Genomic DNA, 13,617 nt, shown 5'->3' with positions numbered 1-13,617 from the left:
AAATTCAAAAAAAGCCAAAAGAAATACGGAGCAAGAAACGAATTCCTACTCCGCATTTTTCTGCTATTTAAATTGTGCTTTGTATAAGGCCGCATACGCTCCGTTTTTGGCGAGCAATTCTTCATGCGTGCCGTCTTCTGTCAGTCCGTCTTCAGTAACGACAATAATACGGTCTGCATTTTTAATCGTAGCAAGGCGATGAGCGATAATAAAGGTCGTTCTACCTTTTGCTAACTCGTCAAACGACTGTTGAATGAATTTCTCCGTTTGCGTATCGAGCGCACTTGTTGCTTCATCCAAGATTAAAATAGAAGGATTCTTCAAGAAGATACGAGCGATTGAGAGGCGTTGTTTTTGCCCTCCTGACAATTTCACACCGCGTTCTCCGATATGTGTATCTACTCCATCTTCTAAATCTTCAATAACTTCTTTCAGTTTCGCTTGCTCGATGGCACGGTCCACTTCCTCATCTGTTGCATCGAGTCTTCCGTACAATACATTCTCGCGAATCGTTCCATTAAAAAGGAATACATCTTGTTGCACAATACCGATTTGACGGCGAAGCGATTGTAGGGTGAAACGATTGATGTTGGTCCCATCGACCAAGATTTCACCTTCTTTTAAATCATAGAAACGTGGAAGTAAGTTCACAAGCGTTGTTTTCCCAACTCCACTTGGTCCAACGAAGGCAACGGTTTGCCCTGGTTCCACCGTTAAGTTGATATGTTCCAACACCTTCTTATCTTCTTCGTATCCAAATCCCACGTTTTTATATTCCACACGTCCTTCAAAAGCAGGAGCCGGAATCGCATCGGGTGCATCTTCGATATCGATTTCCACATTCATTAATTCTTTGAAACGACGGAATCCTGCGAACCCTTTTGGATACAACTCAATCATCGAGTTCATTTTATTAATTGGTCCCACGAACACATTGGCTAGTAAGATATATCCTACAAGTTCCCCCGGAGTTAAATCCCCAATCACCGTAAAGTACGCCCCCACAATTAAACTAAAGAGATTAATACTGCGCATTAATAAGTAGTTGAAACTACTGCTTGTTCCCATCGTGCGATAAAAAGCAATTTTATTCGAGCGATATTCTTGAATAAGCTCTTCAAAGAGTTGTTGCTCGTGATTTTCGTTGGCAAAAGCCTTCACCACACGCATTCCACTCAGTACATTTTCCAAGCCTGCCGTATAGTTGGCAAGTCCTTTATAGATGTTCCGGTTAATACGAGACATGCGGCGGTTAAATACCGCAAGTGCCACCGCAATAATCGGTACGAAGAAAATCGTCAATAGTGCAAGTGTTGGATGCACTTGATACATCAACACAAACGAAGCGATTAAGGTCATAATGGCGATGAAGAATTCTTCTGGCCCATGGTGCGCCAACTCACTAATATCGAACAAATCACTCGATAAGCGGCTCATCAATTCCCCGATTTTCATATTATCGAAGAACGAGAAAGATTGTTTTTGGACTTTCGCGAATAACTCACGGCGCATATCCGTTTCGATGTTAATCCCTAAAATATGCCCCATGTAAACTACGATAAAGTTTAAAGTCGTCGAGAAAGCATAGAGTGCTAGTAGTCCTGCCCCTACGAGTAGAATTTGTTGTAAGTTTTGAGACGGTACGATGTTATCAATGACACTTCTCACCATTACTGGAAAGGCAAGCTCGAGAGTGGCCACGATTACCGCACACGTAAAATCGAGTAAGAATAACTTCTTATAGGGTTTGTAGTAATGAATAAAATCTTTTATCACGTTTGCTCTCCTTTCGCATAATGTAATGTACTCCAGTCTTTTGTCTTATAGACAATGTGCCCATAAAGCACGGTTAATGCATTTGATAATAACATGGCAATCCATACACCGGTTGCCCCAAGTGCTGTAAAGGCTCCAAGCACCCAAATAATCGGCAGGCGCAAGATCCAAAGACGTCCAACTGACATATTCATGGAGTATTTCGTCACGCCACATCCTTGGAAGAATCCGTTGTACGCTGAAAATAAGCCCATGAAGAAAATAATAAAGGCGGTATAGTTTAAATACTCAACGGCATTTGCCCAAAGAACGGCATCGCTTCTGTCTTTGATAAAGATTCCAAGAATAGGAGACTGGAAGAAGAAGACAACTATACAGCCGACTGTTGAAATCATCAGAACCCATAGTAACGCGCGTCTAAAGATGGCATGAGAACGTTCATAAAGACCAGCCCCCATATTTTGTCCGATAATGGCGGTTAACGCTGCACCGATTCCCATCTGTGGTTGCGTCAGTAAATCCGAGATGCGATTTACCATCGAGTACGCGGCCAGCACTGACGTTCCATATGACTGAATGAGTCCATTTAAAACTGTGAATCCTAATGCCGCTCCTCCATACCCAAATGCAGATGGCCATGCGACTTTTAGAATCTCTTTCATCACTTCTTTATCAATTTTGACGTGTTTCAAATAAATTTGAATTTCTGACTCCTTACGAACCGCACGAATGGCAAGCACTAGTAACAATGCTTTAGCAATGACCGTTGCCCATCCAGCCCCTTCAATTCCCCAGTTCAACCCGGTAAGGCCTACAAAAGGAATTGTCGCAAAAATAAAGATAGGATCTAGAATTACATTTGAAATGGAAGAAGCCGCACTAATCATCGTAATCGTGCGTGTTCTTCCTTGTGCATTTAGCAAGGATTGATATCCAAAATAGCAAAAATCAAAGAAGAGTCCAATAAAATTAATTTTCAAATACGATACGGATTTTGCTAAAAAAGTGCCCTCTGCCCCCATCCATTCCACGAATAGAGGTGCTAAGAAATAGCCAATTACGGATAACAAGAATCCAAAGAAATACGTTAAAATCATCGCATTTCCCGCATAACGTTTAGCTTCTCTGAATTTTCCTGCTCCAAAATATTGAGCAATCAGCGCGGTTGCTCCAACGCTTATCCCCATTCCAAGAGAAATAAATAAAAAATTCAACGGCCAAATAAACGCTGTTGCCGCAAAATCTTCTGCTGAGAGTTGCGCCACATATAATCCATCCGTCAAATTGTATAAAGTCCGAATTAAATTATTTATCATTAACGGAGTCGCAATCGTTAAAATTACACGATTAATATGCCCCGTCGTTATAAAATTTTGTTTTTCCAAAAATATCACCTGTTCTAGTATACATGATATCCCCACCTCTGTGAACACATACCATGAACAATTTCACTTTTCTGCTTTTCTATAAGAGTATAAAGGCTCGTTTTTGGGACATGGGATGTCTTCATAATAGCTGTAATAGGGCACCGGTTCGAGCCAAAGCCTCTCACCTCTAAAACTCAAAGCGGGAGTAATGAACCCTTCTTAACTCCCGCTAATCCGCCTTTAGCGCCATCCCCTATTACTGCTATTATAGAATCCCATGTCCTTCTCGCGAGCCTCTCTGCATCTTAGAAGGTAGAAAAAGCCCTGCTCTGTCTTTCTCCACCAGATTGGATAAATAAACAACTTCCTATCCTTTTGCAAAACAAAATTTCAGAGCACGTGATTTTAAGAAGCATCTCATTCTGTCATTAGCCCGTACGAAGCACACACAAACTCGTTTCCGTTCCCCTGAGAAAAATTACTAAACACTTTGGCCAAAGAAATAAAAAATGCGAAATTCAAAGAATTACGCACTCCCTAACATTTTTTATACAAGCAGGTCTCGTGAATCATTTGGTCCATAGTAGCAACAATAGCGAGTGTAATCGATGCGAATTAGTAGGAGTTAGGAATTGATTCCTTACTCCTACTTTGAGGCTCGATAGGTAGTGAGACCTAAGGCTCACGCCGGTACAGCTATTGTAGCTACTATAGAGACCCAAATGATTCATAAAAGACCTAAAGTCTTTTCAACTCCGTAAGAAGCACTCATAATCTCATTCCCGTTTCCCTGAAGAAAAATTACTAAACACTTTGGCCAAAGAAATAAAAAATGCGAAATTCAAAGAATTACGCACTCCCTAACATTTTTTATACAAGCAGGTCTCGTGAATCATTTGGTCCATAGTAGCAACAATAGCGAGTGTAATCGATGCGAATTAGTAGGAGTTAGGAATTGATTCCTTACTCCTACTTTGAGGCTCGATAGGTAGTGAGACCTAAGGCTCACGCCGGTACAGCTATTGTAGCAACTATGGACTATCCAAATGATTCGCAAAAGACCTGCGGCCAGTTTACCAAAGCACAAAAAAAGAGTTAAGCAACTAGCCTAACTCTTTGGAATTTCTCAAAATTATTTTTTAGTTTCTTTGAAGACAACGTGTTTACGTAATTTTGGAGAATATTTTTTTAATTCTAAACGCTCTGGATTGTTACGTTTGTTTTTGCTTGTTAAGTATAAACGTTCACCTGTTTCAGCACATTCTAATAAAATGTTGATACGCATGGATGACACCTCTCATTCAATTTATTTCATTAACTCATTGAGTTTCATACTGGTATATATTAACAAATGCCGTTCGCTTTGTCAATTCACAATACCACTGATTTTTGATTTTTATTTTCATTCTTCTTCATCTTTTTTACGTGATTTCAGAAGGCCTAATCCCATTAACACACTAATGGTAGCAGAACTAAAGAATATACTATCTACTCCAGTTCCTGTGTTTGGTAATTCTTCTTTAGAGCTTGGCGGATTTGAAGATTGTGAAGTTGTTGTAGTTACTTCTAAATTCTTCTTGAAAATATGAGTCCTATTTCCATCGTCATCCACTATTGTTTTCACATATTCATATCCTTCAATTTTTCCTTGCTCTTTTTCACCATCTTCTTTAGGTTTTAATACATTGTTATCTGTATCCACCCAAATCGTTGTCAATTGGCGGTATACGTTCACAACATCGCCGTTCTCTTTCGTCGTTGTTGACACAAGTTTGTAACTTGGAAGATCTGTACCTTTTGTATCTAGATGTTGACCAGCTTTAGCAGGAAGTAACTCTTTTCCGTTTGTATCCATCCAAGTCGTAGTTGCCTTATGATATACATAAGTCACTTCTATAGGATTTTTTGTCGTAGTTCCAGTTTCTTCTCCTTGAGTTTTCGTCGGAATTAACGTGTACAATACGCCATCTTTTGTAATCGTTACTGGCTTATCAGATGTAGTATCGTATTTTTCTCCAGTAGAAAGTTCTTTTTTCTCAACTTTATCTTGAAGAACATTTCCATCCTCATCTACATATTGAACAGTAATAGAAGTTTTCACTTCACGATAAACATAAGTGACATCGGTATTTCCCTTAAGGACAATTCCAGAGACCTTATCTGCACCCTCTTTAGGAGCCTCACTAGATAATTTATAAGTCTTTCCATCTTCAGAAACAATTTCTTTCTCCCGGTTTGGAGTCGTATCATATGGCGTTCCTTTAGAAGCTTGATCCAATATTTTTACAGAAGCCTTAATGGTCTTCCCTTGCGTATCGATATAATGAACCGTCACAGAGCCTTTCACTTCCCTGTAAACATACGTCACAACTTTATCGCCTTCTACAGTTCCTATTTCTGATGCAGATCCTGCTTTAGGAGTTGTTGAGGTTAGTTCATACGTCTTCCCATCTTTTTCGATTTGTTGCGGACGAACCGTTTCGGTCGTGGTATCGTAAGCAGTTCCTTTCGGCGTGTTTGCCGGAGTGATGATAGTATCTTCTTTTATCGGTTGACCATTTTCATCTTCATACTTCACTGTCACGGTTCCTGTAACTAGTTTGTATTCATACGTAATGGTTGTTGTTCCCTCCGTTAAGTTTCCTTTTTCGTTTGGAACAGCTTTTTCTACGAGCTGATATTCTTTTCCATCCTTTGTAATGGTCGATGGCTTTTGATCCGTTGTATCATACGTCGCTACACTTCCGTTCTCATCTAAAAGATAGGTAGATGGTGTATCTGTCACAGCGTCTTTAATCTCCTCAGAAGTCCCTTCAATGACATATTTAACAACGACTTCACCTTTCGGACGTTCTTTATAGACATAGGTGACTTCTGTTTCACCTTTAGCTACTTTTCCTTTTTCCTGTCCTTTGGTCGAATCTGGAACTAAATCGTAAAGCTTTCCATCTTCTGATTTGATTACCGTTGGCTTATGGTCTGTAGTATCATAGTCCGAACCTGCAGAGCCATTTTCAACATCTTTTACAGAAGCCTTAATGGTCTTCCCTTGCGTATCGACATAATGAACCGTCACAGAGCCTTTCACTTCCCGGTAAACATACGTCACGACTTTATCGCCTTCTACAGTTCCTGTTTCTGATGCAGATCCTGCTTTAGGAGTAGTTGAAGTTAGTTCATACGTCTTTCCATCTTTTTCGATTTGTTGCGGACGAATCGTTTCGGTCGTGGTATCGTAAGCAGTTCCTTTCGGCGTGTTTGCCGGAGTGATGATAGTATCTTCTTTTATCGGTTGACCATTTTCATCTTCATACTTCACTGTCACGGTTCCTGTAACTAGTTTGTATTCATACGTAATGGTTGTTGTTCCCTCCGTTAAGTTTCCTTTTTCGTTTGGAACAGCTTTTTCAACGAGTTGATATTCTTTTCCATCTTTTGTAATGGTCGATGGCTTTTGATCCGTCGTATCATACGTCGCTTGAGTTCCGTTCTCATCTAAAAGATAAGTCGACGGTGTGTCTGTCACTGCGTCTTTAATCTCCTCAGAAGTCCCTTCAATGACATACTTAACAACGACTTCCCCTTTAGCACGTTCTTTATAGACATAGGTGACTTCTGTTTCACCTTTTACGACTTCCCCTTTTTCAATCCCTTTTGTGGCATCTGGCAATAAATCATACAACTTACCTTCAGCCGTCTTAATCAGGGTTAGTTTATGGTCCGTTGTATCATAAAGGTTTCCTACAGGGTCATTCGGTGTATCTACTACAGAATCCTTAATCGTATTACCTGCTTCGTCTTGATAATTTACTTTCACTGAACCTGTTTGTACATAGACATGCGTTACATTGCCATTAGGATCTTCTTCTGAACGAATATAGTGGACCCCTGGGAACTCTTTATCCGTTGAAGCTACGAATTTCTTAGTAGCTTTCTTTTGTTCCACCAGATTTGCAACTTTATTTCCAGTCTTATCTAGAGCCACAAAATCTTCCGTCCAAATTCGTGGCGTCATTTGTACTGGATCTGACATGATGAACTTATCAAATCCTGACGCTTTCATCCCTACTTGCGTATATGCGACATCCTCCACTTTCAATGGATCAGTTGTCTTCACCGGCAAGATAAAATCATTATATTTCGGGAAATCATTTCCAGTTTGAACATATCTTACAGCTGTCACTTTGGAGTAATCAGAAACAGAATCCGTCCAAGTTAAGCGATTATTATCTTGATCACGATCTCTTGTCGGTTCGTCAACTGTATACTGGACTTTAAAACCAGGAGCTGGGGTTACTGGACCCGTCAACAATACATCATAAGTAGAGTTTTCAACCCCTTTTCTCGGTAAGTACTGAATTCCAATTCCTCCAGTAATAGAAGAATCATACGTGTTGATTAAAGTGGATTTGATAGTAAAATCTACATCTTTTTCTACATCCGTTTTAGCGGATGTGTAAGACCCGATTCTATTAGAAGCACTTGTTTGTGAACCAAACGTTAAATGATTCGAAATCACATAAGTCTTTACATTTTTTGTCGTTTCTTCATCTCCAGAAATCGGGTTTCTTCCGTAAGTCGCTCGTCTAATTTCTTCATTCGCACTTCCCCATGTTAAGTACCAAGTTAAATCATAGCGACCATCTTTCACATCTGGGCTTGTCGGTTTTAGTTGGAAATCAAATCTCCAAACATTATTCGCATCAAATCCAATTTCCGCAAAATCACTTAGCGCTCTAGTGTAGGTTCCACCAGACAGCGTTTCTCCAGTTTTAAGAGTCATCGTAAGCTCTGGTGGAATTGAAAATGTCACCATGGCATTGGCTTTTTCTACAATTTCATCATACTTTAACTTCACTAATTTATTAGAATTGTCTTTATAATTGGATGCTTCAATCGCAATTTGTTGAGAGTAAAATGGCGTTGAGGAATTTGTTGTATCCGTTCCCCAATAGTGTTTAGTATTTAAAATGACTTCTTGACGTTGGTATTTTGTAATAGAAGTGCTCTTTCCATCGCCCATCGAAATCGTATGATTCAGGGTAACAGGAGCTTTAGAAGGTAAATCTGCCTCACTCGTTGGTTGGAATCTCGTAAAGATTCTTAATCCTTTTGCTTGGGCAGCCGATAATTGCGTCATTTTTCCTGTCGGTTTTAAAATAATCCCCGATATATTTTCCGGCAAAGTTAAATTCGTAAATTTAAACAAATGGACGCTCGTAATTTTTTGCGTCGGATCATCTAATGAATACACATCGAAAGTTGCTTCATCATATTTCAAAGCCGATAAATTCACATCTAATCCTTGAATTTCATGAAAAATCGCTCTATATTTTCCAACGGTTTTCTTTTCATCAAATTTAATCACAATATCAGAGAGTTCCACAGACTTACCTGAAACATAGTCGCTCTCATCCATGGTAATTTCATCTCTATAAAAATCTTCCGTAGGATACTTATCAGATGCATTATACTCTTTTAAATCATTGACATACGAAGAGACAGATGCACTACCCACGCTATTTTCAGGATCTTGTGCGCGTAACACTCCTGACGTATCAAACGTTTGAGTCGTCTTATATCCCATTTCATCAAGCGTATCTACTCTTGAAGTAATCGTCCAAGCTTTTCCAGAAGGTGAGCTGAGCTCCTCTCTAGTTCCGTAAGTAGAAGTATCAAAAGATAGCCCTGAAGTGTACGCATTCGTGAATAAGCGTTCCATTTTTGCATAGCCTTCACTCAGGTTGGCTCTACCAAAATTTGAATTTGGCACTTCACCTGCAGCATTGAAATAATGATCACGAGTGACCGTATTTCCATTCTGCTTCCAACCATTTTTCTTGGAATCTTCGGTAATCTTAAATCCTTCAGGAACGGTTAAAGTAACCTTTTCAATTAACCCAGTCGTGTAATTTGGATGTTGCACTACGGAAAACGGGAGTGGAACTGAGCTTTTCACTTTCCCATTAGAATCAAAACTCGTTAAATATTCCGTTTGCGTATACTTCATCGCCCAAAACTGAGGATCTGGAAGATTCGTTGTGAAGGTCTCCGTAACGCTTGTAATCACTTCCCCATTATCGACTAATTCATACGTTACATTGTAGGTTTGCCCTTGTGAAAGAAATTGAGCAAAGACCGTATTTTTAATAGAGATTGCGTCTCCTGATTTCACTTCACCTACACTAATTTTTGCTGTATACATTACGGTTGGGTCTTTGGCTTTATCGATTGGACTTGGAGTGTTCAAATAAGGAATTCTTTGCCCTTCCGTATTTGACGGAATCGATAAATTAATAATTTCATGCGGGTCATTACTCCAATACTTCACACGAAGTTCTGCATTCGGACTTAAAAACTTTGGAGCCGTTGCGCCAATCGAAATGACAGACTGAATCTTTTGTTCATTATTGGTAATGATATGGTCTGGATGAGACGGACTTTTTACCGTTAACGTAAACCCATCAGCCTTCGATTTACTACCTTCCTCCGCAGATCTTTTAGCCCTTGTTTTTGGTGCTTGAGTCTCTTCTGTGTGACTTGTTGTTGTAGTTATTTCCTCTGTCGTTTCAGAATGAGTCGTTGTTTCAACAAGGTCTTTTTCTTGAGTTGTTTGTTGAACATCCTTTTGAACTACTGTTTCAGTTGTTGCTGTCTTCTCACTATCGACTTCGCTAGAAAAAGCTACTGGACCAAAAAAGGCCATCCCTACTAAAACAGAAACTAAACCACAATTTAATTTTCGAAGCGAGAACCTTTGTTTTTCATTCCCATTACCTTTTAAACTCATTAAAGCGATATCTCCTTTTTTTCTAAAACCCTATGCTTCAACTACTCTACTTTTTGAATCCAACCTTCTGGAGCTTCTACGTCCCCATACTGAATTCCTACTAGTTCATCATATAAACGTCTTGTGACTGGTCCAACTTCTGTTTCTGAATAGAACACATGGAAGTCATCTCCATTTTGAATTCCGCCTACTGGAGAAATAACTGCAGCTGTACCGCAGGCACCTGCTTCAGCAAAAATATCTAATTGATCGACATACACATCTGCTTCTTTTACAGTCATTCCTAAACGGTGTTCTGCTAACCATAGTAATGAATATTTCGTAATACTTGGTAAGATAGATGGAGAGTATGGCGTAATAAATTGATTATCTTTTGTAATTCCGAAGAAATTTGCAGCTCCTACCTCTTCAATTTTTGTATGTGTCAATGGATCAAGATAAATACAGTCACTGAAATGACGTTCTTTTGCTTCTTTACCAGGAAGTAAGCTTGCCGCATAGTTCCCGCCGACTTTAGCAGCCCCTGTACCTACGTGTGCTGCACGGTCGTATTCAGAAACGATGAAGTTTGTTGGAGTTAATCCACCTTTGAAATAAGCTCCTACAGGCATTACAAAGATTGAGAAAATATATTCCGTTGCTGGACGAACCGCTACATTGTTCCCTACCCCAATCATGAATGGACGGATATATAAACTTCCTCCAGTTCCGTAAGGTGGTAGCCATTGTTCGTTTGCCTTCACCGCTTTTTTCACAGCTTCAACAAAGCGTTCTTCTGGGAATTCTGGCATGAGTAATCGACGACAAGAACGTGCCATACGAGCCGCATTTTGATCCACACGGAATAAGTTAATGCTGCCATCTTTACAACGGTAAGCTTTTAACCCTTCAAAACATTGTTGTCCATAGTGAAGTGCAGTTGCAGCTTCGTCAACCTTTAATACATTATCTTCAATCAATGCGCCTTCATCCCACTGTCCATCTTTGTAATAGCTGATGAAGCGTAAGTCTGTCTTAATATAATCGAATCCTAAATTATTCCAATCTAAATTTACTGTATTTGTCATATTGACCCCTTCTTTCCTAAATTACTCGACTACTTTATATTCTCCTGTGAGACTATCCATCTCTTCTAACTTATGGTCTTTAGCATGATATCTAAAAAATCCATAAATTGACGTCGAAGAACGTTCCTCATGTCGAATTTGTAAATCGATGGTATCACTTGTTTGAGCTTGAATAAGAATATCATAGTTCTCATCTAGAACGACTTTCTTTCTTTTTTCAATCTCAGCAATCGCTTGTTTAGCAAGTACATTCCCGTTCTTTTGTTCTACAGTAGTTGTTTGCTCTACAGTAGTTGTTTCAACCTTCGAAGAATTTGTTGTATCTGGAGATTTTGTCGTATTTTCTACTTTTTCCCCTTTGGACTCTGTCGTTGAAGATTGATTATTGGAAATTTGAACTCCCGGAGCAGAATTATCTGCTGTTTGTCCTGACCTACGTGAACACGCTATTAATGTTAATCCCAAAAATGTAAATACTAGTCCTTTTATGATATTTTTGCTCATTCATACACCACCTTTCACATTTTTATTATTCTATCATAATTTTTCTGAAAAGTATTTCATTTCACATTATTGTAATTATATTGAAAAGCGGGGCACCTCTCTCTTTTTCTTTCCACTTTATTTCCAATAAAAAATGCCCTATCATAGCTACAACTATGATAGGGCCATTTTGTGAATGTTATTGTTTTTCTTTAATTTCTTCCACGTAATTATAGACCATATGTCCTGCTTGTCCGCCATCCCCAACAGCTGTTGTGATTTGACGTAATGTTTTTTGACGAACATCGCCGACTGCAAAGATACCAGGAATAGAAGTTTCCATTTGCTCGTTTGTCACGATCCAACCTTCTGCATTTGTGATATTTAAGTCTTTAAATGGATCTGAAACTGGTAATAAACCAACGTAAATGAAGACACCATCCGCGTCATGCGTTGTTACTTCGCCTGTATTCACATCTTTTACGCGTACTCCTGTGATTTTAGAACCGTCTCCTACGAATTCTTCAACGGTTGAATTCCATAAAAAGTCGATTTTTTCATTGGCGAATGCACGGTCTTGTAATACTTTTTGTGCACGTAATTGATCGCGACGATGAACGATAGTCACGCTTTTCCCAAATTGCGTCAAATAAGTTCCTTCTTCAACCGCTGAGTCTCCTCCACCAATCACGAAGATTTTCTTATCTTTGAAGAACGCTCCATCACAAACAGCACAGTAAGAAACCCCACGTCCGGCATATTCTTCTTCACCAGGAACGTCTAATTTACGGTGATAGGAACCGGTCGCAATCACTACTGCATATGCATAGTAAGTTTTCTTACCAGCAGTAATCACTTTAACGTCTCCGTCTAGTTCAATTTTTGACACTTGGCCATAAGCATATTCTGCGCCGAATTGCATCGCACCTTTATACATATTGTCCGCTAATTCTGGCCCAGAAATTGTAGGGAAACCAGGGTAATTTTCTACATCTGAAGTATTTAATAATTCTCCTCCAGGAACACCTTTTTCTAAGATTAACGTTTTTAAATTCGCACGAGAAGTGTAAAGTGCCGCTGTCATCCCACCAGGGCCACTTCCGATAATGACTACATCATAAATTGTTCTTTCTTCCATCAGAGATTCTCCTTTTGTATAAACTAAGAGCGCTGAGACATAGTCCAACGCTCTCCTTCCATTTCAGTTTAAAATACGAACATCAATTGGGCAACTTTATTGCTCACTAGTATTTCCTTCTAGTTTCTTCCCTAATGCAATCACGTATTCTTTTAAGCTATCTTTGATTTCTGGATGTTCTAATCCAAATTCAATACTCGTCTTCATGAATCCAAACTTATCGCCCACATCAAAGCGTTCACCTTTAAATTGCTTAGCAAATACTCTTTGCGTTAAGTTCAATGTATCAATGGCATCTGTTAATTGAACTTCTCCACCTGCACCAGGTTCTTGCTTTTCTAAAATTTCAAAAATTTCTGGTGTTAATAAGTAGCGTCCAATAATCGCTAAGTTACTTGGTGCTTCTTCAGGTTTTGGTTTTTCAACAAAACGACGAACATTGTACAATCCATCTTCTACTTCACTTTCTGGATCGATAATTCCATATTTATACGTTTCTTCATGAGGAACTTCCATCACGGCAATATTTGAAGCATGAGTTCTTTCGTAGCCTTCAATCAATTGTTTGGTTAATGGAACTTCGTCACGCATAATATCATCCCCAAGCATGATTACAAATGGTTCTCCACCGACAAAGGCTTTTGCTTGAAGTACCGCATCTCCTAATCCTTTTGGATAGGATTGACGAACAAAGTATAAGTTAATTCCTGTTGTTTCTTGAACGAGTTCTAATAACTCTTTCTTTCCTTTGGCTTCAAGGTTTGACTCTAATTCGATGTTTGAGTCAAAATGATCCTCAATTGGACGTTTGCTCTTACCAGTCACAATTAAAATATCTTCAATTCCTGATGCTAGAGCTTCCTCTACAATATATTGAATCGTAGGTTTGTCCACGATTGGTAACATTTCCTTTGCCATCGCTTTAGTTGCTGGTAGGAAACGAGTTCCAAGTCCTGCAGCTGGAATGACCGCTTTTCTCACTTTTTGCATCTGTTT

The 13,617-nt window shown here is 39.2% G+C and carries 8 protein-coding genes; all 8 read right to left on the bottom strand.

All coding sequences use genetic code 11. The annotated features are described in order from the left end of the window. Positions 1 to 63: 63 nt before the first annotated feature. The 8 genes from HMPREF3106_RS03370 to galU all read right to left on the bottom strand — a co-directional run bounded on the left by HMPREF3106_RS03370 (position 64) and on the right by galU (position 13,611). Positions 64 to 1,776 carry an ABC transporter ATP-binding protein gene (locus HMPREF3106_RS03370; RefSeq protein WP_070444411.1) on the bottom strand — a complete coding sequence of 571 codons (1,713 nt, stop codon included), beginning with the start codon at positions 1,774 to 1,776 and terminating at the stop codon, positions 64 to 66. Beyond that, positions 1,773 to 3,170, bottom strand: a complete 1,398-nt coding sequence (locus HMPREF3106_RS03365; protein WP_341460583.1) for an MATE family efflux transporter — start codon at positions 3,168 to 3,170, stop codon at positions 1,773 to 1,775. Before HMPREF3106_RS03365 ends, HMPREF3106_RS03370 begins: the two co-directional genes overlap by 4 nt. A gap of 1,105 nt (positions 3,171 to 4,275) precedes the next feature. Next, the gene (gene rpmG / locus HMPREF3106_RS03360; protein WP_005607156.1) at positions 4,276 to 4,428 is read right to left on the bottom strand and encodes a 50S ribosomal protein L33; all 153 of its coding nucleotides are present in this window, start codon (positions 4,426 to 4,428) and stop codon (positions 4,276 to 4,278) included. Positions 4,429 to 4,545: 117 nt separating this feature from the next. Beyond that, entirely contained in the window at positions 4,546 to 9,933 is a 5,388-nt protein-coding gene (locus tag HMPREF3106_RS03355; protein WP_070444409.1) for a MucBP domain-containing protein, read from the bottom strand. 41 nt (positions 9,934 to 9,974) lie between these two features. Continuing rightward, positions 9,975 to 11,000 carry a branched-chain amino acid aminotransferase gene (locus HMPREF3106_RS03350; RefSeq protein WP_070444407.1) on the bottom strand — a complete coding sequence of 342 codons (1,026 nt, stop codon included), beginning with the start codon at positions 10,998 to 11,000 and terminating at the stop codon, positions 9,975 to 9,977. Between the two features lie 21 nt (positions 11,001 to 11,021). After that, complete coding sequence (locus HMPREF3106_RS03345) at positions 11,022 to 11,504, bottom strand: hypothetical protein (RefSeq protein WP_070444405.1); 483 nt, start codon at positions 11,502 to 11,504, stop codon at positions 11,022 to 11,024. A gap of 178 nt (positions 11,505 to 11,682) precedes the next feature. Next, positions 11,683 to 12,621, bottom strand: coding sequence for a thioredoxin-disulfide reductase (gene trxB, locus HMPREF3106_RS03340; RefSeq protein WP_049554522.1), 939 nt, complete (start codon positions 12,619 to 12,621; stop codon positions 11,683 to 11,685). 96 nt (positions 12,622 to 12,717) lie between these two features. Next, complete coding sequence (gene galU, locus HMPREF3106_RS03335; protein ID WP_070439150.1) at positions 12,718 to 13,611, bottom strand: UTP--glucose-1-phosphate uridylyltransferase GalU; 894 nt, start codon at positions 13,609 to 13,611, stop codon at positions 12,718 to 12,720. Positions 13,612 to 13,617 lie beyond the last annotated feature (6 nt).

This window comes from Granulicatella sp. HMSC31F03 (assembly GCF_001807725.1).
Classification (GTDB): Bacteria; Bacillota; Bacilli; order Lactobacillales; family Aerococcaceae; genus Granulicatella; species Granulicatella adiacens.
This window is presented reverse-complemented; position numbering and strand designations above follow the sequence as displayed.